At 71.3% G+C, this 26,463-nt stretch carries 19 protein-coding genes and 1 tRNA gene; 9 read left to right on the plus strand and 11 right to left on the minus strand.

Annotated elements, in window-relative coordinates; translation table 11 throughout:
- Nucleotides 1-139: 139 nt before the first annotated feature.
- The 4 genes from ACIRQ7_RS16630 (at nucleotide 140) to pyk (ending at nucleotide 5,359) form a co-directional block, all read left to right on the plus strand.
- Complete coding sequence (locus tag ACIRQ7_RS16630; RefSeq protein WP_404263055.1) at nucleotides 140-1,558, plus strand: pyridoxal phosphate-dependent decarboxylase family protein; 1,419 nt, start codon at nucleotides 140-142, stop codon at nucleotides 1,556-1,558.
- The gene (locus ACIRQ7_RS16635) at nucleotides 1,555-2,979 is read left to right on the plus strand and encodes a lysine N(6)-hydroxylase/L-ornithine N(5)-oxygenase family protein (RefSeq protein WP_404263057.1); all 1,425 of its coding nucleotides are present in this window, start codon (nucleotides 1,555-1,557) and stop codon (nucleotides 2,977-2,979) included. Before ACIRQ7_RS16630 ends, ACIRQ7_RS16635 begins: the two co-directional genes overlap by 4 nt.
- A 65-nt stretch (nucleotides 2,980-3,044) precedes the next feature.
- Entirely contained in the window at nucleotides 3,045-3,776 is a 732-nt protein-coding gene (locus tag ACIRQ7_RS16640; RefSeq protein ID WP_404263058.1) for an SIMPL domain-containing protein, read from the plus strand.
- 146 nt (nucleotides 3,777-3,922) lie between these two features.
- The gene (pyk, locus tag ACIRQ7_RS16645; RefSeq protein ID WP_404263059.1) at nucleotides 3,923-5,359 is read left to right on the plus strand and encodes a pyruvate kinase; all 1,437 of its coding nucleotides are present in this window, start codon (nucleotides 3,923-3,925) and stop codon (nucleotides 5,357-5,359) included.
- A 52-nt stretch (nucleotides 5,360-5,411) separates the two neighbouring features.
- On the opposite strand, the gene ACIRQ7_RS16650 is transcribed toward pyk, so the two are convergent.
- On the minus strand, nucleotides 5,412-6,185 hold the full coding sequence (locus tag ACIRQ7_RS16650) for a transcriptional regulator (RefSeq protein ID WP_404263061.1): 774 nt from the start codon (nucleotides 6,183-6,185) through the stop codon (nucleotides 5,412-5,414).
- A gap of 110 nt (nucleotides 6,186-6,295) precedes the next feature.
- Nucleotides 6,296-6,370: transfer RNA gene (locus ACIRQ7_RS16655), tRNA-Leu, on the minus strand.
- Nucleotides 6,371-6,466: 96 nt separating this feature from the next.
- Here ACIRQ7_RS16655 and ACIRQ7_RS16660 point away from each other — a divergent pair.
- Nucleotides 6,467-7,126 carry an ANTAR domain-containing response regulator gene (locus ACIRQ7_RS16660; protein WP_401479079.1) on the plus strand — a complete coding sequence of 220 codons (660 nt, stop codon included), beginning with the start codon at nucleotides 6,467-6,469 and terminating at the stop codon, nucleotides 7,124-7,126.
- A gap of 68 nt (nucleotides 7,127-7,194) precedes the next feature.
- Here ACIRQ7_RS16660 and ACIRQ7_RS16665 read toward each other — a convergent pair whose 3' ends face one another.
- The 7 genes from ACIRQ7_RS16665 to ACIRQ7_RS16695 all read right to left on the minus strand — a co-directional run bounded on the left by ACIRQ7_RS16665 (nucleotide 7,195) and on the right by ACIRQ7_RS16695 (nucleotide 16,289).
- Nucleotides 7,195-7,911 carry an ABC transporter ATP-binding protein gene (locus ACIRQ7_RS16665; protein WP_401479077.1) on the minus strand — a complete coding sequence of 239 codons (717 nt, stop codon included), beginning with the start codon at nucleotides 7,909-7,911 and terminating at the stop codon, nucleotides 7,195-7,197.
- Nucleotides 7,908-8,834 carry an ABC transporter ATP-binding protein gene (locus tag ACIRQ7_RS16670; protein WP_404263063.1) on the minus strand — a complete coding sequence of 309 codons (927 nt, stop codon included), beginning with the start codon at nucleotides 8,832-8,834 and terminating at the stop codon, nucleotides 7,908-7,910. The genes ACIRQ7_RS16665 and ACIRQ7_RS16670 overlap by 4 nt, the downstream gene beginning before the upstream one ends.
- A 7-nt stretch (nucleotides 8,835-8,841) precedes the next feature.
- Nucleotides 8,842-10,644, minus strand: a complete 1,803-nt coding sequence (locus ACIRQ7_RS16675; protein ID WP_404263065.1) for a branched-chain amino acid ABC transporter permease — start codon at nucleotides 10,642-10,644, stop codon at nucleotides 8,842-8,844.
- 5 nt (nucleotides 10,645-10,649) lie between these two features.
- Nucleotides 10,650-11,579: a branched-chain amino acid ABC transporter permease gene (locus ACIRQ7_RS16680; RefSeq protein WP_401479069.1), complete on the minus strand. Its 930-nt coding sequence runs from the start codon at nucleotides 11,577-11,579 to the stop codon at nucleotides 10,650-10,652.
- Between the two features lie 125 nt (nucleotides 11,580-11,704).
- On the minus strand, nucleotides 11,705-12,928 hold the full coding sequence (locus ACIRQ7_RS16685; protein ID WP_401479144.1) for a branched-chain amino acid ABC transporter substrate-binding protein: 1,224 nt from the start codon (nucleotides 12,926-12,928) through the stop codon (nucleotides 11,705-11,707).
- Between the two features lie 479 nt (nucleotides 12,929-13,407).
- The gene (locus ACIRQ7_RS16690; protein WP_401479067.1) at nucleotides 13,408-13,881 is read right to left on the minus strand and encodes a PaaI family thioesterase; all 474 of its coding nucleotides are present in this window, start codon (nucleotides 13,879-13,881) and stop codon (nucleotides 13,408-13,410) included.
- A gap of 116 nt (nucleotides 13,882-13,997) precedes the next feature.
- Nucleotides 13,998-16,289 (minus strand): FdhF/YdeP family oxidoreductase, encoded by a 2,292-nt coding sequence (locus tag ACIRQ7_RS16695; protein ID WP_404263067.1) that lies wholly within the window; start codon nucleotides 16,287-16,289, stop codon nucleotides 13,998-14,000.
- A gap of 308 nt (nucleotides 16,290-16,597) precedes the next feature.
- Between ACIRQ7_RS16695 and polA the strand changes: the two genes are divergently transcribed.
- Nucleotides 16,598-19,330 (plus strand): DNA polymerase I, encoded by a 2,733-nt coding sequence (gene polA / locus ACIRQ7_RS16700; protein WP_404263068.1) that lies wholly within the window; start codon nucleotides 16,598-16,600, stop codon nucleotides 19,328-19,330.
- A gap of 97 nt (nucleotides 19,331-19,427) precedes the next feature.
- On the opposite strand, the gene ACIRQ7_RS16705 is transcribed toward polA, so the two are convergent.
- Nucleotides 19,428-20,414, minus strand: coding sequence for a DUF4184 family protein (locus ACIRQ7_RS16705; protein WP_404263070.1), 987 nt, complete (start codon nucleotides 20,412-20,414; stop codon nucleotides 19,428-19,430).
- A gap of 152 nt (nucleotides 20,415-20,566) precedes the next feature.
- Here ACIRQ7_RS16705 and ACIRQ7_RS16710 point away from each other — a divergent pair, with 152 nt between their 5' ends.
- The 3 genes from ACIRQ7_RS16710 (at nucleotide 20,567) to ACIRQ7_RS16720 (ending at nucleotide 23,803) form a co-directional block, all read left to right on the plus strand.
- Complete coding sequence (locus tag ACIRQ7_RS16710; protein WP_404263072.1) at nucleotides 20,567-22,384, plus strand: lytic transglycosylase; 1,818 nt, start codon at nucleotides 20,567-20,569, stop codon at nucleotides 22,382-22,384.
- 161 nt (nucleotides 22,385-22,545) lie between these two features.
- Nucleotides 22,546-22,680, plus strand: a complete 135-nt coding sequence (locus ACIRQ7_RS16715; RefSeq protein ID WP_401479052.1) for an SPW_0924 family protein — start codon at nucleotides 22,546-22,548, stop codon at nucleotides 22,678-22,680.
- A 100-nt stretch (nucleotides 22,681-22,780) separates the two neighbouring features.
- Entirely contained in the window at nucleotides 22,781-23,803 is a 1,023-nt protein-coding gene (locus ACIRQ7_RS16720) for a DUF3068 domain-containing protein (RefSeq protein ID WP_404263074.1), read from the plus strand.
- A 24-nt stretch (nucleotides 23,804-23,827) separates the two neighbouring features.
- On the opposite strand, the gene hrpB is transcribed toward ACIRQ7_RS16720, so the two are convergent.
- A complete protein-coding gene (hrpB, locus tag ACIRQ7_RS16725) occupies nucleotides 23,828-26,434 on the minus strand; it encodes an ATP-dependent helicase HrpB (protein WP_404263075.1) in 2,607 nt (868 codons plus the stop codon).
- Nucleotides 26,435-26,463: the final 29 nt, after the last annotated feature.

The following is a 26,463-nucleotide window of genomic DNA, read 5'->3' on the forward strand; positions in this document are numbered from 1 at the left end:
GACCTAAGAGGTGGCCGACGCCGGCCTCAACGGCCCCGACCGGCCAGCCCTACCGGCCGGACCGACCGGACCAGCCAGGCCGACCCGGCCGACCGGACCGGGCGAACCGCCCCAAGCCCCCGTGAAGAAGAGCACCCCCATGTCCGTGCCCCCTGCCGGCACCGCCCTCGCAGGCGGCACCAACGGCCCCGCCGCCCTGCGCCCCCTCCTCGACACCGTCCTCGACGCCCTCACCACCGGCGCCGAGATGCGCGCAGGACCCCTCCCGCCCGGCGGCCCCGACACCGTCGCCCGTGCCGTGCACGCCGCCTGCACCCCCCTCATCCCCACACACGGCACCGGCCCGCACGACGCCCTGCGCACCCTCGTACAGACCCTCGCCGCCGGCGCCGCGGACCCCGCCCACCCGCACTGCGCCGCCCACCTGCACTGCCCGCCGCTGGCCCTCGCCGCGGCCGCCGACCTCGCCGCCAGCGCCCTCAACCCCTCCATGGACTCCTGGGACCAGGCCCCGGCCGCCTCCGCACTCGAAGCCCTCACCAGCCGCGAACTCGCCGCCCTCGTCTACCCCCGGGCCGACGCACCCGACGCACTCGTCACCACCGGCGGCACCGAATCCAACCAACTCGCCGTCCTCCTGGCCCGCGAAGCCGCCGCCCGCCCCGGCCCCGGCCCCTACGCACCCCTCCAGATCGTCTGCGGCGCCAACGCCCACCACAGCATCCACCGCGCCGCCTGGCTCCTCGGCCTCCCCGACCCCGTCACCCTCCCCACCCCCCACGGCACCCTCACCCCCGACACCGTCCACACCTGCCTCGCCAACCTCACCGGACACACCGGCCCCGTACTCCTCGCCGCCACCGCAGGCACCACCGACTCCGGCGCCATCGACCCGCTCCCCGACCTCGCCGACCTCGCCACCCACTTCGGCGCCCGCTTCCACATCGACGCCGCCTACGGCGGACCACTCCTCTTCAGCGACACCCACCAAGCCGCCCTCACCGGCCTCGCCCGCGCCCACACCGTCACCCTCGACCTGCACAAACTCGGCTGGCAACCCGTCGCAGCCGGCCTCCTCGCCGTCCCCGACACCACCACCCTCGCCGCCCTCTCCCACCGCGCCGACTACCTCAACGCCGACGACGACACCGAAGCCGGCCTCCCCGACCTCCTCGGCCGCTCACTCCGCACCACCCGCCGCCCCGACATCCTCAAGATCGCCGTCACCCTCAAAGCCCTCGGCCGCCACGGCCTCGGCGACCTCGTCGACCGCACCCTCGCCGCCGCCCACACCCTCGCCGACCTCATCGAGGCCCACCCCCGCTACGAACTCCACACCCGCCCCACCCTCAGCACCGTCCTCTTCCGCCCCACCGGAGCCGACGACACCACCCTCGCCCACATCCGCCGCACCCTCCTCAACGACGGACAAGCCGTCCTCGGCCGCGCCACCACCCCCACCGGACTCTGGCTCAAAGCCACCCTCCTCAACCCCCACACCCAACCCGGCGACCTCACCACCCTCCTCAACCTCGTGGAAGGCCACATCCCCCGATGAACAACCCCGCCCCCCACACCCCGGAAACCAACGGCCCCGACCACCCCCTCGACCTCGCCGGCATCGGCATCGGCCCCTTCAACCTCTCCCTCGCCGCCCTCGCCCAGCCCCTCACCCACCTCCGCACCGCCTTCTACGACCAACGCCCCGCCTTCCACTGGCACCCCGGCCTCCTCATCGACGGCGCCACCCTCCAAGTCCCCTTCCTCGCCGACCTCGTCACCCTCGCCGACCCCACCAGCCCCTGGTCCTTCCTCAACTACCTCCGCACCCGCGACCGCCTCTTCCCCTTCTACTTCGCCGAGCGCTTCCACACCCACCGCGCCGAATACGACGCCTACTGCCGCTGGGTCAGCGAAAACCTCCCCGCACTCCACTTCGGCCACCAGATCGACGCCCTCCGCTGGAACCCCGAACGCGCCCTCTTCGAAGTCGACTTCACCCAACTCGACACCGACGGAGAAGCCGAAGCCCTCGGCCGCACCTACGCCCGCAACCTGGCCCTCGGCATCGGCACCGCCCCCCACATCCCCGAACCCCTGCGCCCCCTCGCCGACGACCCCGCCGTCCCCGTCATCCACTCCGCCGACTACCTCGACCACCGCGAACGCCTGCTCGCCGCCGACCACATCACCGTCATCGGCGCCGGCCAATCCGGCGCCGAAATCTTCCTCGACCTGCTACGCGCCCGCCCCACCGGCCACGAAGCCCTCCACTGGCTCGCCCGCACCCCCGCCTTCGCCCCCATGGAATACAGCAAACTCGGCCTGGAGCACTTCACCCCCGACTACACCCGCTACTTCCACGCCCTCCCCGAACCCGTACGCGACGACCTCATCCCCAGCCAATGGCAACTCCACAAGGGCATCGACCACGACACCCTCACCGCCATCCACGACGAGCTCTACCGCCGCACCCTCCCCGGCGGCTGGCCCGACGCCACCCTCACCCCGTCGGTCGCCGTACGCACCGCAGACCGCGCCGGCAACAACACCATCGAGCTGCACCTCGACCACACCCAACAAGGCACCCGCACCCGCCTCACCACCGACGCCGTCATCCTCGCCACCGGCTACCGCGAACGCCGCCTCGACACCCTCCTCGCCGCCCTCGACCCCCACCTGAAGCGCGACACCGCAGGACGCCCCAGCATCGACCCCCAGCACCGCCTCGTCCTCGACCCCGCCGTCACCGGCTCCCTCTACGTCCAGAACGCCGAACGCCACACCCACGGCGTCGGCGCCCCCGACCTCGGCCTCGCCGCCTGGCGCAGCGCCCGCATCCTCAACACCCTCACCGGCGACACCCCCTACCCCCTCCCCGCCCGCACCGCCTTCACCACCTTCGGCCTCCACCAACCCCCCTCCGACCCCGCACCCTCCGTCCCCCACCAGAACTCCACCCTCGTACCCCGCCGCTGAACCCCCCTCCCATGCGACCCTTCACCACAGCCACCACACCACCCGGCACCCCACGGAGCCCGCCCATGACCGACCCCGCCCCCCTGCCCCACGAAACCCCCCAGCCGTACGGCACGCCCCTGCCCTACGGCACCCCCGACACCCCCCGGCTCGCCGTACGCGGCGAAGCCCGCATCGAGGTCGACCCCGAGATCGCCCGCATCACCGTCACCACCAGCGCCCGCGGCACCGACCGCAACACCGCGCTCACCGACCTCACCCACCGCAACAACCAAGCCCTCACCCTCATCAAGAGCTACGGCGAAGCCGTCGAACGACTCGAAACCGGCACCTTCAGCATCACCCCCCAACTCACCGAAAAAGGCCGCCACGAACGCATCCGCGCCTACCACGGACGCGTCACCCTCACCGCCACCCTCAACGACTTCACCGCCCTCGGCGAACTCACCACCCGCCTCGGCGACCTCGACCTCACCCACGTCAACGGACCCTGGTGGAGCCTGCGCCCCGACTCACCCGCCCACCGGACCGCTCGCACCCACGCCGTACGCGAAGCCGTCCAACGCGCCCGCGAATACGCCGAAGCACTCGGCGCCCGCCTCGACGCCCTCGTCGAACTCGCCGACCTCGGCGCCGAGCCCCCCGCACCCGCCCCCGCCATGCGCTCCTACGGCGGTTTCGCCGGCCCGCCCCCCGAGCCGGGCGGCGCACCCCCCGCCCTCGACCTCGAACCCCAGCGCCAAACCGTTCACGCCCACGTGAACGCCCGTTTCACCATGACCCGTCCCGCACTCTGAGACCCCGCCGCACGAGCCCGGAATTGCGCTCATCGGAGCGACGTCACGCCCATTCCATTACTTGTCAACAGCCTTTCATCAAGCGGTCGTTGAGCAGTCACTTCCCCACAGTTCCCTACCAATGGGTAAGTCATAGAGTCGAAGGTATGCGCCGAGCAAAGATCGTCTGCACACTGGGACCCGCCACCGACACGTACGAGCAGATCAAAGCCCTCGTCGACGCCGGAATGGACGTGGCCCGCTTCAACCTCAGTCACGGCACCTACGCCGATCACGAGGCGCGATACGACCGGGTACGCAAGGCATCCGAGGAAACCGGCCGCAGCGTCGGCGTCCTCGCCGACCTTCAAGGCCCGAAGATCCGCCTCGGCCGATTCCGCGAAGGCCCCGTACTTCTCGAACGCGACGACGAGTTCACCATCACCGTCGAACCCTCCGTGGAGGGCGACCGCCAACTCTGCGGAACCACCTACGACGGCCTCGCCGACGACGTCACCACCGGCGAACGCATCCTCGTCGACGACGGCAAGGTCACCCTCGAAGTCACCGGCGTCGACGGACCCCGCGTCCACACCAAGGTCATCGAAGGAGGCATGGTCTCCGACCACAAGGGCCTCAACCTCCCCGGCGTCGCCGTCTCCGTCCCCGCCCTCTCCGAAAAGGACCAGGACGACCTCCGCTGGGCCCTGCGCACCGGCGCGGACATCATCGCCCTCTCCTTCGTCCGCAGCGGCCGCGACATCGAAGACGTCCACCGCATCATGCGCGAGGAAGACCGCTTCCTCCCCGTCATCGCCAAGGTCGAAAAGCCCCAGGCCGTCGAGAACATCGACGACATCGTCGCCGCCTTCGACGGGATCATGGTCGCCCGCGGCGACCTCGGCGTCGAAATGCCCCTCGAAACCGTCCCGATCGTCCAGAAGCGCGCCGTCAAACTCGCCAAGCGCAACGCCAAGCCGGTCATCGTCGCCACCCAGATGCTCGACTCGATGATCGACAACTCCCGCCCCACCCGCGCCGAAGCCTCCGACGTCGCCAACGCCGTCATCGACGGCACCGACGCCGTGATGCTCTCCGGCGAGACCAGCGTCGGCAAATACCCCACCGAAACCGTCCGCACCATGAGCCGCATCGTCGAAGCCGCCGAGGAAGACATCCTCGCCAAGGGCCTCCCGCCGCTCACCGAACGCAGCAAGCCCCGTACCCAGGGCGGCGCCGTCGCCCGCGCGGCCGCCGAAATGGGCGACTTCCTCGGCGCGAAATTCCTCGTCGCCTTCACACAGTCCGGCGACACCGTCCGGCGCCTCTCCCGCTACCGCTCGCCCATCCCGCTGCTGGCCTTCACCCCCGACCAGGCCACCCGCTCCCAGCTCAACGTCAGCTGGGGCGTGGAGACCTTCCTCGGCCCGACCGTCGACTCCACCGACGAGATGGTCGCCCAGGTCGACGAGCAGCTCCTGAAGATCGGCCGCTGCCAGAAGGGCGACGTCGTGATCATCACCGCCGGCTCCCCGCCCGGCGTCCCCGGCTCCTCCAACCTCGTCCGCGTCCACCACATCGGCGAGGACGACGCCCCGAAGTAGCCCCGCACCCCCGCACGTCGATGCCGGGCCGAGGTCCTGACTGCCGCCCCCGTCAGTACTTCGGCCCAATGTGGCGGTCCATGAGGGCCACGGACTCGCGCTTGGCGATGGAGACGTTCTGGCCCGCCCGCGACTGGCGGCACGGCTTCCAGTCGACGCCGAGCTTGTCGAGGGTGTCGGTGCACAGGCGCAGGATGTCGGTGGACGTGTTGGTGAAGAAGTACCGCGGGTACTCGTAGCGCTTGCGCTCACCGCCGACCGTGCGCGTCGTCCAGTTGATGATGCGGCAGCCGTCGGAGTGGATGAGCCCCCGGACGAACTCCCAGGGGTGCGCGTCCACGATCTGCTGCTGCCAGGGTTCGAGGACGATCGGCCGCTCATGCTTCTTACCCGGACCGTGCTGCGGGAAGAGACAGGGCCAGTGATGGCTGTAGCTGGTCACCATCACGCACCCCTGTCGCTGGATCACGCACACGCTGTTCATGGGGCGGACGGCCTTGATCGCGTCCCGGCACACCCCGATCAGGCCCGGCCACGCGTCGGCGCACGCGATCCGCAGGGCGTACCCGCGCTGCCGGGGCTGCTTGCTGAGGCAACCGTCGCCGAGGTAGAGGCCGAGTAAGTACGCATACGCCGTGGCGTCCTCCGGCGGTCGTGGTGTCGGCTCGCACCGCACGCAGTGCGTGGTGCGGGAGACCGGCTGGATCCGGGTCTGCCAGGAGCGGATCGCGTACCGGGATATGCCGGTCTGCATGCTCACGGAGTTGAGGCTGTGGCCCTGGGCGACGAGGGCGAGGGTTCGTTCGCGGGTTTCGCGGTCGTACATGGAGTCGACTCTGGCCTGGAGTGACGGAATCGCGCGTCCGTTCGGCCGAGCTTCCGCTCTATTGAGCGAACTTCCCTGATTCTCGGGTGACCATGGAATCGAAGGAAAAGTGCCCCGGGTCGGACTCGAACCGACACTGTATGGGTTTTGAATCCATTGCCTGCTGCCAATTGGGCTACCGGGGCCAGCGGAATCCAAGGCTAGTGCCTACCTGCTGTGGGACCACCTTACAGGAGCTGGGTAGGCTCATGGGGCACCACCTGCCTGTAATGAGGAGTCCCGTGAGCGCCCCCGAGCCCGAGCAGCCCGTCGCCGATGACGATCAGTCGCACGTCCCGCCGCTGACCACGCGCGTGGTGATCGCGGAGGACGAGGCTCTCATCCGTCTCGATCTCAAAGAGATGCTGGAGGAAGAGGGCTACACCGTCGTCGGCGAGGCCGGGGACGGGCAGAAAGCCGTGGAGCTGGCCCGGGAGCACCGCCCCGACCTGGTGATCCTCGATGTGAAGATGCCGATCCTGGACGGGATCTCGGCGGCCGAGAAGATCGCCGAGGAGAGCATCGCACCGGTGCTGATGCTGACCGCGTTCTCGCAGCGTGAGCTGGTGGAGCGGGCGCGGGACGCGGGCGCGATGGCGTATCTGGTGAAGCCGTTCTCGAAGACGGACGTGGTGCCGGCGATCGAGATGGCGGTCAGCCGGTTCACGGAGCTGCGGACGCTGGAGAGGGAGGTCGCCGACCTCACGCTGCGGCTGGAGACGCGCAAGCTGGTGGACCGGGCGAAGAGCATTCTCCAGACGCAGTACGGGCTGACGGAGCCGGCGGCGTTCCGGTGGATCCAGAAGACGTCGATGGACCGCCGGCTGTCGATGCAGCAGGTGGCCGAGGCGGTTATCGAGGACGCCGAGGAGAAGAAGCAGAAGGACCAGAAGGACCAGTAGCGCGTAGCTGTGTGGGCGGCCCCGTACCGGTGATCGGTGCGGGGCCGTCGGCGTGCGCGGGGGTGGGTTCAGTCCTCTCCGAGGTAGGCCTTGCGGACGGATTCGTCGTGCAGGAGTGTCCGGCCGTCGCCGGAGAGGACGATGCGGCCGATTTCCATCACGTGCCCTTGGTCGGCGAGGGAGAGGGCGGCCTGGGCGTTCTGTTCGACGAGCAGGATGGTGGTGCCCTGGGAGCGGAGCTCGCGGATGGTCTCCATGATTTTCTGCATCATGATCGGCGAGAGGCCCATGGAGGGCTCGTCGAGCATGAGGAGTTTGGGGCGGGACATCAAGGCGCGGCCCATGGCGAGCATTTGTTGTTCGCCGCCGGAGAGGGTGCCGGAGGCTTGTTTGCTGCGCTCGCCGAGGATGGGGAAGAGGTCGTAGACGCGCTGGATGTCCTTGCCGATGGCGGCGGTGTCTTTGCGGAGGAAGGCGCCGAGTTGGAGGTTTTCGGCGATGGTGAGCCGGGGGAAGAGGCGGCGGCCTTCGGGGGAGTGGGCGAGTCCGCGTTCGACGATTTTGTGGGCGGGTACGCCGGCCAGTGGTTCGCCGTCGAAGGTGATGCTGCCGGCGAGGGGTTTGAGCAGGCCGGAGAGGGTGCGCAGGGTGGTGGTCTTGCCGGCGCCGTTGGTGCCGATGAGGGTGACGGCCTGGCCGGCTTCGACGGAGAACGAGATGCCTTTGACGGCTTCGATCTTGCCGTAGGCGACGCGAAGGTCCTCGACCTCGAGGAGGGCGGTCATGGGGTGTCTCCCTTGGCCGGTGCGTCCGGTGCGTCCGGTGCGTCCGGTGCGTCCGGTGCGTCCGGTGGTGCGTCCGGTCCGGCTGTGTCCGGGGTGTCGGCGGTGGCGGCCGTGTCGGCGGTGTCGTCCATGGGCGTGCCGAGGTAGGCGGCGATGACGCGTTCGTCGGCCTGGACGATGTCCGCGGTGCCTTCGACGAGTTTCTGGCCCTGGACGAGGACGGCGACGCGGTCGCAGAGGTTGAAGATGAAGCGCATGTCGTGCTCGATGACGAGGACGGCGATGCCCTGTTCGCGGATGGCGAGGACGAGGTCCTGGGTGGCGCGGGTCTCCTGTGGGTTCATGCCGGCGGTGGGCTCGTCGAGGAGCAGCAGGCCGGGTTCGCTGGCGAGGGCGCGGGCGATTTCCAGCTTGCGTTGTTCGCCGTAGGGGAGGTTGCGGGCGAGGTGGTCGCGTTTGGCGGCGAGGCCGGTGAATTCAAGGAGTTCCATGGCGCGTTCCTCGGAGGTGCGTTCGGCTTTTTTGAAGCCGGGGCCGCGGAGGAGGGCTGACCAGAGTCCTTCTTTGGTGCGGGTGTGGCGGCCCACGAGGGTGTTCTCCAGAACGGTCATGTTGGCGAAGAGGCGGATGTTCTGGAAGGTGCGGGCGACGCCGGCCTGGGTGACGAGGTGGGGTTTGCGGGAGAGCCGGGTGCCTTGGTAGCTGACGGTGCCCTCGGTGGGGACGTAGAGGCCGGTGAGGCAGTTGAAGAAGGTGGTCTTTCCGGCGCCGTTGGGCCCGATGAGGCCGACGATTTCGCCGCTGCCGACGGTGAGGTCGACGCCGCGTACGGCGGTGAGTCCGCCGAAGCGCATGGTGACGCCGGAGGCTTGGAGGATGGTGCCGGTGTCGGCGCGGTGCGCGGTTTTGGTGGGTGTGGTCATGGTGTCGTCACGCCTTTGCCTTGGTGACGCCGAGGGCTGCGTCTCCGTCGGGGAGGCGCTGGTCGGGCACGTCGAGCTGGCCGGTCTCGTGGAATTCGAGTTGCTTGCGGCGGTCGGGGATGAGCCCTTCGGGCCGGAAGCGCATCAGCAGGACGAGGGCGATGCCGAAGAGGAGGAGTTGGTAGTCCTGGAGGAAGTCGAGTTTGGCGGGGATGAGGAAGAGCAGTGCGGCGCCGATGAGGGGTCCGCTGAGGGTTCCCATGCCGCCGAGGATGACGGCGGCGAGGAGGAAGGCGGAGTTGGGGGGCTGGGGTCCGGCGAATTGGAATTGTTCGGGGGTGGCGGTGGTGACGACGTGGGCGTGGACGGTGCCCGCGAGTCCGGCGAGGGCGGCGCCGAGGGCGAAGGCGAGGAGGCGGAGGCGGAAGCTGTTGATGCCCATGGCGATGGCGGCGGTCTCGTCTTCGCGGATGGCGATCCAGGCGCGGCCGATGCGGGAGGCGGCGGCGCGGCGGAAGACGAGGACGACGAAGGCGGTCACCAGGATCATCAGGAGGTAGTAGTTGCCGTAGGTGGCGATGGGGAAGCCGAGGATGGTGTGGGGTTCCCCGAAGTTGAAGCCGAAGATCTCGAGGTTGGGGATGTTGGGGATTCCCATGGCGCCGTTGGTGATGTCGGGGCCGGTGGTGCCGTTGAGGTTGAGCATGGCGATGCGGAAGATCTCGCCGAAGCCGAGGGTGACGATGGCGAGGTAGTCGCCACGCAGCCGGAGGGTGGGGGCGCCGATGAGGACGCCGAAGAGGAGGGAGGCGGCGGCGCCGGTGAGGAGTGCCGCCCAGAAGGGGAAGTGGAACCCGAGGACGGATTCGGCGGAGCCGGAGACGAGGGCGGCCGCGTAGGCGCCGACGCCGAGGAAGGCGACGTAGCCGAGGTCGAGGAGGCCGGCGAGGCCGACGACGACGTTGAGGCCCAGGGCGACGGTGGCGAAGATCAGGATGTTGGCCCCGATGATCGTGTATTGGTCGGTGTCCTGGGTGAAGGGGAAGCACGCCGCGGCGACGAAGGCGGCGCCGAGGGCGACGCCGCGGTGGGTGCGGGCGAGTTCGGTGAGCCGGGCGATGAGTCCTGCGCGGTTGAGCGCGGGGATGGCCAGGACCATGAAGAGGAGGTAGCCGACGAAGGGGGCGCCGTCGTCGGTGTCGATGCCGTAGGTGAAGGCGAGCAGGCCCGCGGCGAAGGCGGCGGCGATGACCAGGATCTCGGCCCAGGAGGGGAGTTCGCGGGTGCGGGGCCTTACGGGGGTGGCGGCGAGGGCGTTGGTGAAGCGCTGCCAGGGGCCGGCGGGCGGTGTCCCCGTGGTGCGGTCGGGGGGGAGGGCGAGGGCGCCGGCGAGGGTGAGGAGGGAGGTGAGGGCGGCGAGGAAGCCGCCGGGTTCGAGGTTGACGAGGCCGCCGAGTTCGACGGAGATGGCGATCAGGGTGAACCAGGTCGCGGCGAAGGTGGCGAGGGCGGCCAGGAGGGTTGCGGCGTTGCGGCCGCCGGGGGTGAGCCATTGGAGGCCGCGCAGGCCGAGTCCCGCGGTGGCGAGGAGGAGGGTGAGGATGCCGCCGACGAGGGTGATGATCTGGAGGCCGGCGGGGGATCCGTAGTAGGTGAGGTCGCCGGGGAAGTCGCTGCTCCAGGTCCATGCGAGGCCGGTGGTGACGGCGGTGGCGAGGGCGCCTGCGGCGGTGGTGATGCGGGCGGCGCGTTCGGGGAGGGGGAGGACGCCGCGCGGGGTGTTCTTGGTGGTGTTGATGGTGGTGGTCATCGCTATCACGCCCGATCCGCGACGCGTTCGCCCAGTAGGCCTTGTGGCCTCAGGAGGAGTACGAGGATGAGGAGGACGAAGGCCCAGACGTCCTTCCAGGCTCCGCCGCCGAATTGCTGCATGCCGGGGATTTCTTCGATGTATGCGGTGGCGAGGGCTTCGGCGACGCCGAGGACGACACCGCCGAGCATGGCGCCGTAGATGTTGCCGATGCCGCCGAGCACGGCGGCGGTGAAGGCCTTGAGGCCCATGATGAAGCCCATGCGGAATTGGACCTCGCCGGTGCGCAGGCCGTAGGCGATGGCGGCGACGCCGGCGAATGCGGCGCCGATGGCGAAGGCGAGGACGATGATCCGGTCGGTGTTGATGCCCATGAGCTTTGCGGTGTCGGGGTCCTGGGCGGTGGCTTGCATGGCGCGGCCGCTGCGGGTTTTGGCGACGAAGAATCCGAGGGCGATCATGCAGGCGGGGGCGGCGATGAGGACGAAGATGTCGCCGCGTTGGACGGTGGCGCCCAGGATGTCGAAGGAGTGGCCTTTGAACTGGGGGAAGACGCGGGCCTGTTTGCCGTCGGGGTACCACTTCCAGACGGCTTGCTGGAGGGCGATGGACAGGCCGATGGCGGTGATGAGGGGGGCGAGCCGGGGTGCGCCGCGCAGCGGGCGGTAGGCGAAACGTTCCGCTGCGACGCCGACGAGGACGGATACGGCGATGCCGCCGATGAGCATGACGGGGAGGGCGAGGGCGAGTGAGGTGCCGGTGGGCAGGGCGAGGTAGACGCTGAGCGCTCCGAAGCCGCCCACCATGAATATCTCGCCGTGGGCGAAGTTGATGAGCTGGACAATTCCGTAGACCATCGTGTAGCCGATCGCGATGAGTCCGTACATCGCGCCGAGGATGAGTCCGTTGGCCAGCTGTTGCGGCAGCTCGTTCACCGCAGGGCCTCCGTGGGGTGGGAAGTTACGAGTTTCCGTGGTGCCGGTGTGCCGCGGGCCGCGCCAGGGCGGTGGGTGGTGTCCTGGCGCGGCCCGTGTTCATCGGTGGGTTCCTCGTCGGGCGGTCAGCTCTTGTCGAACTTCTTGAATTCCGCGCTGAAGCGGGATTTCCAGGCGCCCTTGTCGACCTGGTAGGCGGTGATCATGGTGTTGGTGGTGTCGCCGTATTTGTCGAAGGCGATGGGGCCGGTGACGCCGTCGAAGGTGACGGTGTTCATGGCGGCGACGACCTTTTTGCGGGCGTCGTCGGGGAGCTTTCCGTCGTTGTCGTCGACGACCTTTTTGACGGCCTGGATGATGGACCAGGTGGCGTCGTAGGTGGAGCCGCCGTAGGCCTCGTAGGCCTCCTTGAATCCGGCGGCCTTGTAGTCGGCGATGAATTTCTTGGCGGAGGGGAGTTCTTCGACGGGCTTGCCGACGGAGGATGCGTAGTCGCCCTGGGCCTTCTTGTTGAGCTTGATGTAGTCGCCGCTGTACATGCCGTCGCCGCCCATGAGGGGGGCCGTGACGCCGCCGTCCTTGAGCTGCTGGCTCAGGGGGCCGGATGCGGGGTATTCGCCACCGTAGAAGACGATGTCGGGCTTGGCGGATTTGACCTTGGAGACGACGGCTTTGAAGTCGCGGTCGTCGGGGCTGATGTGTTCGGTGCCGGCGATTTTTCCGCCGAGCTTGCTGAACTGGTCCTTGAAGGACGTGGCGAGGCCGACGCCGTAGGTCTTCTGGTCGTCGATGATGTAGGCCTTTTTGACCTTCATCTTTTCCCAGGCGTATTGGCCGTCGAAGGCGCCCTGGACCTCATCGGTGGTGGCGGTGCGGAAGTAGGTGGGGAACTGGCGTACCCGCTTGTTCTGCTTCCAGTCCTTGCCCTGGGTGAGATCGGGCGTGGTGTTCGCCGGGGATATCAGGGTGAGGTCGTTCTGTTTCGATACCTGTTGCATCGATTGGGCGACGCCGGAGTTGAGGGGGCCGACGACGCCGAGAACGTCCTTGTCGCCGGCGAGTTTGGTGGCGTTCTGCTGGCCGACGTTGGGCAGGGCCTTGTCGTCGAGGGCTTCGAGTTTGAAGGTGACGCCCTTGGCTTCGCCGGCTTTGTTGGCGTTGTCGACGGCGAGCTGGGCGGAATTGCGGATGCCCAGGCCGAGAGCGGAGAGCTCGCCGGTGGTCGGGGCGTCGAGGCCGATGACGACGGTCGTCTTGGAGCCGTCGCCGTTCTTCTTGTCGTCGCCTCGGGAGCCGCACGCGGAGAGCGTGAGGGCGCCTGCGGTGACCGCGGTGGTGAGTATGAGCAAGGAACGGTGACGCACGATCAGTCCTTTCCCCTGGCGGGGCCTTGCTGTCGCATGGCCGTTTCGCCGCCGGGCTGTACGGGCTGATGCAGGTTCCGTGCCGCAGCGCGCCCGGCGCGCGGTGACTGGCGGTGACTCTAGAGCGGTGTCGGGCGAGTCGGGAGTGGCGCTGTGCAGGATGTGACGCTCTTGTTATGACATGCGATGAGCGTTATGCCTTTATGGTCCTTACACGCGGGGGCGAACGTCGTGCGGAGGGCGAACTCGCACTTCCCTGGGGTGATGCGGCGCGCTGTGACGGTTCGGCGTCCGGTTATCGGACGTGGTGGGCGTGCCGGGTCCGGGGCCGGTGGGGGGCCCGGGATGTGGGGGTGGCGCGGTACCGCGCGAGGGTGACGCAGCGTGACGGAAACGGGTGCGGCCCCGCTCCCGTGTCCGGGTGCGGGGCCGTGGTGGCGGGCTCGGCGGTGCCGGCCGGCGGTTCAGCTGCGGTAGGCGTCGGTGGGGGCGTCGCGCAGCATGCAGGTCAGGCGCGCGGTGCAGACGCGCTTGCCGGCTTCGTCGGTGATCGCGATTTCGTAGGTGGTGGTGGAGCGGCCGCGGTGGACGGGGGTGGCGACGCCGGTGACGAGGCCGGAGCGGGCACCACGGTGGTGGGTGCAGTTGAGGTCGACGCCGACGGCGAGTTTGGTGGGGCCGCCGTGCAGCATGGCGCCGACGGAGCCGAGGGTCTCGGCGAGGACGGCGGAGGCGCCGCCGTGCAGGAGTCCGTAGGGCTGGGTGTTGCCCTCGACGGGCATGGTGCCCACGACGCGGTCGGGTGCGGCCTCGGTGACCTGGACGCTCATCCGGCGGCCGAGGTCGCCGGCCGAGAAGAGGGCGGGCAGGTCGAGGCCGAGTCCGGCCCATTGGTCGAGGACGTCCTGCGGGAATGTCGTGGTGCTCTGCTCGCCCATGTCCTACGGCTCCGTTCGCTTGCCCGTGGTCGTCGTCGGTCCGGGCTGTTCCTATCAGGCCGCTGAGCGGGCGCTCAGCGCGGGGTGGGTGTTCGTCCGGTGTCCCGGGGCCGTGGTCAGTCCTGGTGGGGGCGCTCCAGGCGGATCACCACGGATTTGGCGGCGGGGGTGTTGCTGGTGTCGGCGGTGTGGTCGAGGGGGATCAGGACGTTGGTCTCGGGGTAGTACGCGGCGGCGCAGCCACGGGCCGTCGGGTAGTGGACGACTCGGAAGCCGGGCGCGCGGCGTTCACTGCCGTCCATCCATTCGCTGACGAGGTCGGTGTAGCTGCCGTCGGCGAGGCCGAGCCGGTCGGCGTCGTCGGGGTTGACGAGGACGACGCGGCGGCCGTTCTTGATGCCGCGGTAGCGGTCGTCGAGGCCGTAGATGGTGGTGTTGTACTGGTCGTGGGAGCGCAGGGTCTGCAGCAGCAGCCGGCCGTCGGGGAGGTGCGGGTACTCCACGGGTGCCGCGGTGAAGTTGGCCTTCCCGGTGGCGGTGGGGAAGCGCCGGTCGTCGCGGGGGGCGTGCGGGAGGGCGAAGCCCGAGGGGTCGGCGACCCTGGCGTTGAAGTTCTCGAAGCCGGGGATGACGTGGCCGATGCGGTCGCGGATCGTGGCGTAGTCCCTCTCGAAGTCTTCCCAGGGGGTGGCGCTGTCCTGGCCCAGGACGCGGCGGGCGAGGCGGGCGACGATGGCTGGTTCGGACAGCAGCTGTGCGCCGGCCGGTTCGAGGCGGCCGCGGGAGGCGTGCACCATGCCCATGGAGTCCTCGACGGTCACGAACTGTTCGCCGCTGCCTTGCAGGTCGCGTTCGGTGCGGCCGAGGGTCGGCAGGATGAGCGCGCGGGCGCCGGTGACGACGTGCGAGCGGTTGAGCTTGGTGGAGACGTGGACGGTGAGGCGGGCGCGGCGTACGGCGGCCTCGGTGACGTCGGTGTCGGGGGTGGCGGCGACGAAATTGCCGCCCATGGCGACGAAGACCTTGGCCTGGCCGTCGCGCAGGGCGCGGATGGCGGCGACGACGTCGTAGCCGTGTTCGCGGGGCGGGGCGAAGCCGAATTCCTTTTCCAGGGCGTCGAGGAAGGCGGGTGCGGGGCGCTCGAAGATGCCCATGGTGCGGTCGCCCTGGACGTTGCTGTGGCCGCGTACGGGGCAGACGCCGGCGCCGGGCCGTCCGATGTTGCCGCGCAGCAGGAGGAAGTTGACGACTTCCTGGATGGTGGGGACGGAGTGCTTGTGCTGGGTCAGGCCCATGGCCCAGCACACGATGGTGCGGCGGGAGGCGAGGACCATGCCGAGGGCGCTGTCGATCTCCTCGCGGGTCAGGCCGGTGGCGCGCAGCGTCTCGTCCCAGTCGTCGCTCTCGCGCGCGGCGCGTGCGAACTCTTCGAAGCCGTGGGTGTGTTCACGGATGAAGGGCTCGTCGAGGGCGTCGTCGGCAGGGGATGCGAGGAGGAGGCGGTTGAGGGCGCGGAAGAGTGCCTGGTCGCCGCCGAGGCGTACTTGCAGGAAGAGGTCGGTGAGCGCGGTGCCGCCGCCGGCCAGGCCGCGGGGGGTCTGCGGGTTCTTGAAGCGCTCCAGGCCGGCTTCGGGCAGCGGATTGATCGAGATGATCTTCGCGCCGCCGGCCTTGGCCTTTTCCAGCGCGGTGAGCATCCGGGGGTGGTTGGTGCCCGGGTTCTGGCCGGCGACGATGATCAGGTCGGCCTTGTAGAGGTCTTCGAGATGGACGCTGCCCTTGCCGATGCCGATGGTTTCGGTGAGGGCGGTGCCGGACGACTCGTGGCACATGTTGGAGCAGTCGGGCAGGTTGTTGGTGCCGTACTCGCGGGCGAAGAGCTGGTAGAGGAAGGCGGCTTCGTTGCTGGTGCGCCCGGAGGTGTAGAAGACGGCTTCGTCGGGGGAGGCGAGGGCGGTGAGTTCCTCGCCGATGATGTCGAAGGCCTGCTGCCAGCTCACCGGCGTGTAGTGGGTGGCGCCTTCGGCGAGGTACATGGGGTGGGTGAGGCGGCCCTGCTGGCCGAGCCAGTAGCCGCTGCGTTCGGCGAGGTCGGCGACGGCGTGCTCGGCGAAGAAGTCGGGGGTGACGCGGCGCAGGGTGGCTTCCTCGGCGACGGCCTTGGCGCCGTTCTCGCAGAATTCGGCGGTGTGCCGTTTGTCGCCGTCGGGCCAGGCGCAGCCGGGGCAGTCGAAGCCGTTCTTCTGGTTGACGCGCAGCAGGGTGAGGGCGGTGCGGCGCACGCCCATCTGCTGCTGGGAGATGCGCAGGGCGTGGGTGATGGCCGGCAGGCCGACGGCGGAGTGCTCGGGTTCGCCGACCTCGGGCGCGTCCTGTATGGGGTCCGAAGCGGGCGGCTTGCCTGCCATGGCGCTCTCCCTTGAGCCGTGGGCTGTGCCGTGTCCGCCGGGTGCGGGGCGGATCGTTGCCGTACACATCCGATCCTGTCATGGGGCGGCGGCCGGGAGTAGGGACGGTGGCCGGGAGTAGGGACGGTGGCCGGGACCGGGGAGCGGGGAGCCGGGAGGGCGGACGGCGGCGGCGCCGCTCGGCAGGGGCGGGGCGTGCGGAGGGTGAGGGGGCGGGTGCGTGGTGTCGCGGGCCGGCGGGTGCCGGGGCGGTGGTGGGCCGGCCGTCGCGGCGGGGATTGTCAGTGGGGCGTGGCAGGATCGGGGGCGTGGCAGCAAAGGCAGCGAAGAAGAGCGAATCGACCGGCACCGAGGCGGGGGGCGGCCGTCCGCGCCTGCTCCTGATGGACGGGCATTCCATGGCGTACCGGGCGTTCTTCGCCCTGCCCGTGGAGAATTTCACCACCGCCACGGGGCAACCGACCAATGCGATCTACGGCTTCGCGTCGATGCTCGCGAACACCCTGCGCGACGAGGCGCCCACGCATTTCGCGGTGGCGTTCGACGTCTCGCGCAAGACCTGGCGCTCCGAGGAGTTCCCGGACTACAAGGCGAATCGCTCCAAGACGCCCGACGAGTTCAAGGGCCAGGTGGAGCTGATCGGTGAGCTGCTCGACACGATGAAGGTGAAGCGGTTCGCCGTCGAGGGCTTCGAGGCCGACGACGTCATCGCCACCCTCACGACCCAGGCGAGCGCGCAGGGCTTCCATGTCTCGATCGTGACGGGCGACCGTGACGCCTTCCAGCTGGTCTCCGATGACGTGACGGTCCTCTACCCCACCAAGGGCGTCTCGGAGCTGACCCGCTTCACCCCGGAGAAGGTCGAGGAGAAGTACGGCCTGACCCCGGCCCAGTATCCGGACTTCGCCGCGCTGCGCGGCGACCCGTCGGACAACCTCCCCGGCATCCCCGGTGTGGGGGAGAAGACCGCCACGAAGTGGATCCACCAGTTCGGTTCGTTCGCGGATCTGGTGGAGCGGGCCGATGAGGTCAAGGGCAAGGCCGGCCAGAATCTGCGGGACCACCTCGATGCCGTGAAGCTCAATCGTGTGCTGACGGAGATGGTGCGCGATGTCGAGCTGCCGTGCGGCCCGGAGGCGCTGGTGCGTGAGGCGTACGACCGCGAGGCGCTCGCGGTGTTCCTCAACGGCCTGGAGATCCGCAACCAGGGCCTGCGGGACCGGCTGCACGCCGTCGACCCGGGCGCCGCGGAGGCCGCCGAGGAGGCGCCGGCCGCCGGCGCCGAGGTGGACGGCACCGTCGTCGGCGCGGGCGAGCTGGCCCCGTGGCTGGCCGAGCACGGCGCGGGCCCGTTGGGCGTGGCGACGGTCGACGTCTGGACCCTGGGCAGCGGCAGCGTCGCCGAGGTGGCGCTGGCCACCGCCGGGGGCCCGGCCGTCTGGTTCGACCCGTCCCAGCTGGACGAGGCCGACGAGCGGGCCTTCGCGGCCTGGAGCGCGGACGCCGCCCGGCCCAAGGTGATGCACAACGCCAAGGGCCTGATGCGGGTCTTCGGCGAGCACGGCTGGTCCATCGACGGCGTGTCGATGGACACGGCGCTGGCCGCGTATCTGGTCAAGCCCGGCCGCCGTTCCTTCGCGCTCGACGCGCTCTCGATCGAATACCTGGGCCGCGAGCTGGCCAAGGCGGCGGCCGGCAGCGGGCAGCTCGCCTTCGGCGCGGACGAGCAGGCCGAGGCGGACGCCCTGATGGGGCAGGCGCGTACGGTCCTGGATCTCGGTACGGCGTTCGAGACACGGCTGGTGGAGGTCGGCGCGGCCGGGCTGCTGAGCGAGATCGAGCTGCCGACCAGTGAACTGCTGGCCCGGCTGGAGCGCGCCGGTATCGCCGCCGACCGCGGGTGGCTGGAGCGCATCGAGCAGCAGTTCGCGGGTGCGGTGCAGCAGGCCGTGCAGGAGGCGCATGCCGCCGCCGGTCATGAGTTCAACCTCGGCTCGCCCAAGCAGCTGCAGGAGGTCCTCTTCGGTGAGCTGGGCCTGCCCAAGACCAAGAAGACCAAGACCGGTTACACCACCGACGCCGACGCCCTGGCCTGGCTGGCCGCGCAGACCGAGAACGAACTCCCGGTGATCATGCTCAGGCACCGTGAGCAGGCCAAGCTGCGGACGACGGTCGAGGGCCTGATCAAGACCATCGGCGCGGACGGCCGGATCCACACCACCTTCAACCAGACGGTGGCGGCGACCGGCCGCCTGTCCTCCACGGACCCCAACCTCCAGAACATCCCGGTGCGGACGGACGAGGGCCGGGCGATCCGCCGTGGCTTCGTCGTCGGCGAGGGCTTCGAGTCGCTGCTGACGGCCGACTACAGCCAGATCGAGCTGCGGGTGATGGCCCACCTCTCCGAGGACGAGGGCCTGATCGAGGCGTTCGCCTCCGGTGAGGACCTGCACACCACCGTCGCCTCGCATGTCTTCTCGGTCGCCAAGGACCAGGTCGACCCGGAGATGCGCCGCAAGATCAAGGCGATGTCGTACGGCCTGGCCTACGGCCTGTCGGCGTTCGGACTGTCCCAGCAGCTGGGCATCCAGCCCGATGAGGCCCGCAAGCTGATGGACAACTTCTTCGAGCGGTTCGGCGGGGTGCGCGACTATCTCCAGCGTGTCGTGGAGGAGGCCCGCGCCACCGGCTACACCGAGACGATTCTCGGCCGCCGCCGCTACCTCCCCGACCTCAACAGCGACAACCGCCAGCGCCGCGAAATGGCCGAGCGGATGGCGCTGAACGCCCCGATCCAGGGCACCGCCGCCGACATCGTCAAGATCGCGATGCTGAAGGTCGACGCGGCGCTGCGTGCGGCGGAGCTGGAGTCGCGGATGCTGCTCCAGGTCCACGACGAAATCGTGGTCGAGGTGGCGCCCGGCGAGCGCAAGAAGGTCGAGGAGCTGGTCCGCCGCGAGATGGCTGCCGCGGTCGAACTGCGCGCCGCGCTGGACGTCTCGGTCGGCTCCGGCAAGGACTGGGAGTCGGCGGCCCACTGACCGCAGCGGTCCGGCACCACCGTGCCAGGACCGGGAGGCCCGCACCCAGGGGTGCGGGCCTCCCGCGTTGCTGACGTGGTGTCGCGCGCCGTTCCCGTCACCCCCGGGAGGCAGGGTGCGCCGCGGTGTCCGCCCCGGGCCGCACCGGCCGGGCAGCTCCGCCCCCGCCCGCCCCGCCGGCGGCCCCGCGGCCGCGCCGGTGCAGCAGCCGTACGGCCACCGCGTACACCAGCAGCCCGAGGACCAGGCCGGCGCCGGCACCGAACAGGGCGGGCGGGAGGTGGTCGAACCACGTCGCGGAGCTCCCGTAGACGGCGTGCGCCCGCAGCGTGCGGTACACGCCCCCGGCGATCACACACCCCGCGACGGGCACGGTCAGCAGCAGCCGCATCCGTACGGTCAGCGCGGGCACGGCATCGGCCGCCGCGCACCCCGCACCCCCGTCCCCCGCGTCCGCCTCCCGGATGTCCCCGGCCGCCGCACCCGCCCCGGGCCCGGCCTGCGCCGCCCGCACGCCGCGCCCGCCGCGCAGCGCCGACCACAGGAACCACCCGATCGCCGCCAGCGCCAGCGCCGACGTGCCGTACTGCAGATACATCGAGGCAGGCAGGCCGCCCACCGTCCGGTCCAGGCCGGGGACCAGCCGGGTGCCCCAGCGGCCCGCGTGGGTGAAGGCGTCCCAGACGACATGGGTGGCCGCCCCGAGGACCGCCGAGACATAGAACCGGCCTGCCTGCGCGGCAAGTTCGCGGATGGCGCGTGGGTTGCGGGCGCGGCCCCGGACGAGCGCGTACACCTGTCCCTGCCAGGCCCTGGGCAGCAGCGCCGCCAGCGGTTCGCGCAACAGCAGCCAGCCGGCGACCAGTACGGCGGTCACCAGGACGTCCACCGTCAGCACGCCGGGCAGTCCGTGGGTGACGTCGCCGAAGAGCATCGCGCCCGGCACCACGGTGTCCGCGAAGTACGTCAGATCCGGCGCGAAGGAGCCCGCGACGAGCGCCGAGGCGATCAGCGGCCCGCGTGCCGCACCCGTACGCCGGATGGCCGGGAGTACGGCGGCGGCATGGCTGAGCGTGAACGGCATCTGCCTCTCCTCGATCGGTTCGGATCATTATGTCGCCGATGCGCATGGTGGATGCCTGGCCCGAGTTGTCGTAGTCTCGCCGGAGTTGAAGCGCTGGGGAGCGCGCCACCGCGTCCACCGCGCGGTAGGTCAACGCGGAGGGGACGGCAGACATGGCAGCCACATACCGGCGGCGGCTCCGCAGGGGAGCAGCCTCGACGGCCGTGGCGGCGCTGGCACTGGCCGCGCTGACGGCCTCTCAGGCGCCCGCCGCCACCCGCGCGAGCGCCAAGGAACGCGACCCGGCGCCGCCCGCCGACGTTCCCATCGACGGCGGATCGTCGTATTACACCGATCTGCCGCCCCTCAACAGCCCTGTCCCGCCGCGTGGTGCGGAGCGCCCCGGCGGCGTCAAGGCCGTCACCGGTCCGGCCGCGGCGGGCATTCCCGCGACGGTCCTGGCGGCGTACAAGAAGGCCGAGGCCGCGATCGGCGCGTCCGATCCGGGGTGCCGGCTGCCCTGGCAGCTGCTCGCCGGCATCGGCAAGGTGGAGTCCGGGCAGGCGCGCGGCGGCGCGGTCGACGCCGAGGGCACCACCCTCCAGCCGATCCTCGGCCCGCAGCTCAACGGCAAGGGTTTCGCGCGGATCACCGACACGGACGGCGGCCTGCTCGACGGCGACCGTACCCACGACCGTGCCGTGGGGCCGATGCAGTTCATCCCGTCCACCTGGTCCAGCGGCGGTGCCTTCGGCACCGGTTGGGGTGCCGACGGCAACGGCGACGGCAAGAAGGACCCCAACAACGTCTTCGACGCGGCGCTCGCCGCCGGCCACTACCTCTGCAACGGCGGCCGCGACCTGTCGGCGCAGCGGGACCTGGACCGCGCGATCCTCGGCTACAACCACTCCGAGGCGTATCTGCGGACGGTCCTGTCCTGGTACGCGTTCTACCGCAAGGGCATCCACGAGGTGCCGGACGGCAAGGGCGTCCTGCCCGTGCACCGCGGCGGCTCCCGCGGTGACCAAGCGGGCGGCGGCAGCGGCCGGCGCCCCGGCGGCGCGAAGGTCATCCACCCGCGCCCCGGCGGCGGCAAGGGCGGCCACACACCGGGCAAGGGCAAGCCGGGCACACCGGGAGACGGCCCCACGCCCGGCGGGCCGAACGGCTCCGGCGGCACGGGCGGCCCCGGCGCCCCCGCCCCCGAGCCGACCCCCACGCCCACCCCCACCCCCAAGCCGCCGGCCGAGTCCGCACCGCTCGCCGCGCTCGTCCGGGTCGGCGACAAGGACCTGTCGGGCGCCACCGGCACCGAGTTCGCCGCATCGCCGCAGGTCCGCGCCCAGGACGCGGCCGGCAAGCCGGTCGCCGACGCCACCGTCCGCTTCACCCTCACCGGCAGCACCGACGCCCGCTTCCCCGACGACGCGAAGGAGGCGACCGTCCGCACCGGCAAGGACGGTCTGGCCGCGGCGCCGAAGCTGCACGCCGGCGGCAAGGCCGGCGCCTTCGTCATCCGGGCCACGGCCGTCGGCCGCGACGTGCCGCCGGTCGACTTCGGTGCCACGGTCAAGGACCGGCCCGAGCCGCGGGCCGACAGGCTCGTCCGTACCTCCGACAAGGAACTCACGGCCACCGCGGGCAAGGGCTTCGCGGATGACGCGGTCGAGGTCAGGGCGACGTTCCAGGGCAAGGAGGCGGCGGGCGTGGCGGTCACCGCGACCATGGTCACCGGCGGCGCGAAGCCCGTGGAGAACGACAAGGGCCCCTACTTCACGGCCCCCACCGTCCCCGGAGCGACGTCGGCCGAGAAGGCCGAAGCCAAGCCGCTCCGCACCCTCACGGGCCTCCGGACGGACGCCGACGGCCTGTTGAAGCTCCCGAAGATCCACACCGACGCCCACACCGGCACCTTCCTGCTGCGGCTGACCACTGCCGACGGCGCCGTGCTCACCGTCAAGCTCAACGTCTCCGCCCCGTCCGCCCCGTAGCGGGCGCACCACCGGCCCCTGGCCGCCCCGCGACCCACCGCCGTCCCGCCCGCACCCCGGGCCGGGCGGCGGTCTCTCGTGCTCCCGGCTGTTCTCATCTGCGCCGCCCGTTGCTACGGTGCCCCAGTTCTGACGCTGTATCAGCTCTCGGGAGGCCGACCATGCGCGCCCTGATTGCCGCCGCGGCCGGACTGGCCGCCGCCCTCGCCCTCGTCCTCACCCTCACGGCGATCGGCGCACCCAGCGGCACGACCTCGCCGAAGCCGCTGCTGACCACCGTCCCCAAACACCCCTGAGCAAGGGACGCCACGCATGCGCCGAACCGAGCCCACCCGTGAGACACCCCCCGGCCCCCCGGCGGACGCCACCCCGGGCCGGCGCCGCGAAGCGCGCGGAATGCGCAGCAAGGCCGGCCTCGTCCTGCTCGCCTTCGCCGTCTTCTGCACCGCCCTGTCCCCGCTGATGCGGTGGTACGCCTTCCCGCGGCTCGCCAAGATCCCGGCCGGCCAGTACCAGGACATGGTCCTGGAGGCCCGGCCCGCCACCCTCATCGACTACGGGACGATGAAGGCCAAGAAGGTCCCCGAGCTGACCATCGTGCAGACCCTCAAGGGCAATGTCGGCGCGTCCGACCGGATCGAGAAAACCGCGGGCCGCGACGTCGTCGTCTGGGACACCCTCACCTACGTGTCCGGGCCCGACGGCAAGATGGTCTCCGAGATCCCCGAGCGCTACATCTTCGACGCCCACTCCCAGGAACCGGTGCACGCCACCGGCGAGCGGGTCGACGGCGACCCGGTCCGCCGCGAAGGCATCGAGTACAAGTGGCCCTTCCTCACCGAGAAGCGCGACTACACCTACTTCGACGCCCAGACCCGCACCTCCGCGCCCATCCACTACAAGGGGACCCGCACCTTCCACGGCCTGGAGGTCTACTACTTCGAGCAGACCATCCCCTGGACGAAGGTCCCGCTCCCCAAGAAGATGCCGGTCAAGGGCATCACCGCCGAGTCCGTCGAGAAGATGGGCACCACCCGCTGGTACACCACCAAGCGGATGTTCTGGGTGGACCCCGTCACCGGAGCGCCCGTCAACGGCCAGGAGATCCACAAGGAGGAATTGCGCGGCGGCGACCTGCTGCCCGGCGGGGGCAAGGTCACCGCCTTCGCCGGCCATGTGAAGATGCGCGACGACTACGTCGACTCCACCGTCGCCCTCGTGACCTCCCAGCGCACCCTCGTGCTGCTGCTCACCAGCTATCTCCCCTGGGGCCTGCTGATCGCCGGCGCCGCCCTGCTCGCCCTGAGCCTGCACGTCGAGGCCCGCAGCCGCAGGCCGGGCGCGGGCGCCGGCAGCACCGCCCCCGACGACGTGCCCGACCAGGACCCCGACCCCCGGCCGAGCCCCGCCCCCGCCTGACACCCCGGGCCCCGGCGGCCCGGCTCAGCCCCGCTTGAGCCGCGCGCTGGTGTGCCGGGTCGGCGCGACGGACGAGGGATCCTCCGGCCACGGATGCTTGGGATAGCGGCCGCGCAACTCCGCCCGCACGGACCGGTATCCGTCCTTCCAGAACGAGGCGAGATCGGCCGTCACCGCGGCCGGCCGCCCGGCGGGGGACAGCAGATGCACCAGCACCGGCACCCGCCCGTCCGCCACCCGCGGTGACTCCTGCCGGCCGAACATCTCCTGCAGTTTGACCGCCAGCACCGGCTGCGCACCGCCGTAATCCACCCGCACCCGCGAACCGCTCGGCACCTCGATACGCTCCGGCGCCAGCTCGTCGAAGCGGGTCGCGTCGCCGGTGGCCCACGGCAGCAGCCGGGCCAGCGCCTGCCCCGCGTCGATCCGCGTCAGGTCGGCCCGCCGCCGGGCCCGCCCGAGCTCCACGCCCAGCCACTCCTCCGCCCGCTCCAGCAGCGCCGCGTCCGACACATCCGGCCAGGGCGCGCCCAACTCCCGGTGCAGGAAAGCCATCCGCTGCCGCAACGACAGCGCGCCCGCCGACCACCGCAGCAGCCCCGGCCCCTCCCGGCGCAGCCCCGACAGCACCGCCTCCCGCAGCAGCCCCGGGCCGGGCGAGGCCAGCGGCCGGGCCGCCAGCTCGATCGCCCCCAACCGCGTGACCTTCCGCGCCACCACGTCCCCGTCCGACCAGCGGACCTCCTCGCCCGAGGAGTACAGCGCCCGCGCCGCGGCACACGCCGTCTCCTCGTCGATGACCGCAGCCAGCCGCACCCGCGCCGACGCCGCAGCGACCGGCCGGTCGGCCACCGCGATCGCCAGCCACGCCGCGTCGCCCAGCCGCGACCGGTCACCGGCCCGCGCCCCCGGGGCGGGCCCCGCACCGGCCTGTTCCGCGCCGGTGCCCGAGGCCATCAGGTAACCCCCCGCGCCCCGGGCCCGCGCGACCCGCTCCGGGAACGCCAGCGCCGCGACGAGCCCGGCCGCGGCATCGTCCCCGGGGCCCGGCCCGGAGGCGCCGTCACCCTCCGCCCCGGCCGCCGCCGTCAGCCGCCGCGCCTCCTGCCGCCACTTCGCCGCGTACGCGTCCTGGCCCCGCCGCGCGGTCCGCCACGCCGCGGCCAGATCGTCGCCGTACGCCCGCGGCGGCTCCTCGCTGAGCAGCGCCACCACCTCGGCGGCCCGGCGCACACCGACCTCCCGCGCGCCGTCCAGCAGTGCCCGTGCCAGCCGCGGATGCAGACCGAGCCGGCCCATCCGCACCCCGCGCGCCGTGGCCCGCCCGTCCGCGTCCACCGCGCCGATCGCCGTCAGCACCTCCCGCGCCGCTGCCAGCGCACCGGCCGGCGGGGCGTCGAGCAGCGCCAGCCCCGTCGCCCGCGGATCGCCCCAGCACGCGGCCTGCAACGCGAACGCCGTCAGGTCGGCCACCTTGATCTCCGGATCGGGGAACGCCGGCAGCCGCCCGTCCTCCCCCTCCGGCCAGCAGCGGTACACCACACCCGGCGCCTCGCGCCCGGCCCGCCCGGCGCGCTGCCGCGCCGCGGCCCGGGAGGCCCGGACGGTCGCCAGCGCACTGAGCCCGCGCGCGTGATCCATCCGCGGCACCCGGGCCAGACCGCTGTCCACCACGACCCGCACACCCGGCACCGTCAGGCTCGACTCCGCCACCGACGTCGCCAGCACCACCCGCCTGCCCGCAGCGCCTCGCGCCCTCGCCTCCGCGCCCGCCAGCACCGCGTCCTGCACCTCGGCCGACGCCCGCCCGTGCACCTGCAGCACCTCGGCGTCCACCCCGTCCAGCTGCCCGGCGACCCGGCCGATCTCCCCGACCCCGGGCAGGAAACACAGCACGTCACCAGCCTGTTCGCGCAGCGCCCGCCGCACCACACCGGCGATATGCGTCAGCAGCGCCGGATCGACCCGCGTCCCGTGCGACGGCCGCACGGGCCGCTCCGGCGGCGCCCACTCGACCGACACCGGGTGCGACACTCCCGCCGCCTCCACCACCGGAGCCGGCCCCCGGGCGCCGCCCAGCAGCCGGGCCCACCCCTGAGCGTCCGTCGTCGCCGACGCCGCCACCAGCCGCAGCTCCGGCCGCAGCGTCTCGCGTACGTCCAGCAGGAACGCCGCGGAGGTATCGGCGTCCAGATGCCGCTCATGGCACTCGTCGAGCACCACGACATCGACACCGGCCAGCTCGGGATCGCGCTGCAACCGCTGCAGCAGCACCCCGGTCGTCACCACTTCCACCGCGGTACGGGGCCCGGCCCGGCGCTCGCCGCGCACCGTGAACCCGACCCGCTCACCCACCTTCTCGCCCAGCAGCCAGGCCATCCGCCGCGCCGCGGCGCGCGCGGCGATCCGCCGCGGCTCGGCCACCAGCACCCGCCGCTGCGGGCCCGCACCTGTCAGGCCCGCGAGATCCAGCGGCACCAGCGTCGTCTTGCCGGTGCCCGGTGGCGCGCAGAGCACCGCGGCACCGGGCCCGTCGAGGGCGGCGCGCAGTGCGGGCAGTGCGGTGCGGACGGGCAGCTGGTCGAGAGCGTCGCCAGGGCTGCGCCCGGCCGGCGGCTGGGGGAGGGTCACGGCCCCAGTCTGCCGCCCCGGGATCCTGG

The organism is Streptomyces sp. NPDC101393, assembly GCF_044767385.1.
Classification (GTDB): Bacteria; Actinomycetota; Actinomycetes; order Streptomycetales; family Streptomycetaceae; genus Streptomyces.

Bases quoted from the DNA above. Each gene is read 5' to 3' on its own strand.
- ACIRQ7_RS16665 (WP_401479077.1), bottom strand. From the start codon at position 7,911: ATGACCGCCCTCCTCGAGGTCGAGGACCTTCGCGTCGCCTACGGCAAG.
- ACIRQ7_RS16675 (WP_404263065.1), bottom strand. From the start codon at position 10,644: ATGACCACCACCATCAACACCACCAAGAACACCCCGCGCGGCGTCCTC.
- ACIRQ7_RS16650 (WP_404263061.1), bottom strand. From the start codon at position 6,185: ATGTACGACCGCGAAACCCGCGAACGAACCCTCGCCCTCGTCGCCCAG.
- ACIRQ7_RS16640 (WP_404263058.1), top strand. From the start codon at position 3,045: ATGACCGACCCCGCCCCCCTGCCCCACGAAACCCCCCAGCCGTACGGC.
- ACIRQ7_RS16715 (WP_401479052.1), top strand. From the start codon at position 22,546: ATGCGCGCCCTGATTGCCGCCGCGGCCGGACTGGCCGCCGCCCTCGCC.
- ACIRQ7_RS16635 (WP_404263057.1), top strand. From the start codon at position 1,555: ATGAACAACCCCGCCCCCCACACCCCGGAAACCAACGGCCCCGACCAC.
- ACIRQ7_RS16690 (WP_401479067.1), bottom strand. From the start codon at position 13,881: ATGGGCGAGCAGAGCACCACGACATTCCCGCAGGACGTCCTCGACCAA.
- ACIRQ7_RS16710 (WP_404263072.1), top strand. From the start codon at position 20,567: ATGGCAGCCACATACCGGCGGCGGCTCCGCAGGGGAGCAGCCTCGACG.
- ACIRQ7_RS16670 (WP_404263063.1), bottom strand. From the start codon at position 8,834: ATGACCACACCCACCAAAACCGCGCACCGCGCCGACACCGGCACCATC.
- ACIRQ7_RS16705 (WP_404263070.1), bottom strand. From the start codon at position 20,414: ATGCCGTTCACGCTCAGCCATGCCGCCGCCGTACTCCCGGCCATCCGG.
- pyk (WP_404263059.1), top strand. From the start codon at position 3,923: ATGCGCCGAGCAAAGATCGTCTGCACACTGGGACCCGCCACCGACACG.
- ACIRQ7_RS16630 (WP_404263055.1), top strand. From the start codon at position 140: ATGTCCGTGCCCCCTGCCGGCACCGCCCTCGCAGGCGGCACCAACGGC.
- ACIRQ7_RS16695 (WP_404263067.1), bottom strand. From the start codon at position 16,289: ATGGCAGGCAAGCCGCCCGCTTCGGACCCCATACAGGACGCGCCCGAG.
- ACIRQ7_RS16720 (WP_404263074.1), top strand. From the start codon at position 22,781: ATGCGCAGCAAGGCCGGCCTCGTCCTGCTCGCCTTCGCCGTCTTCTGC.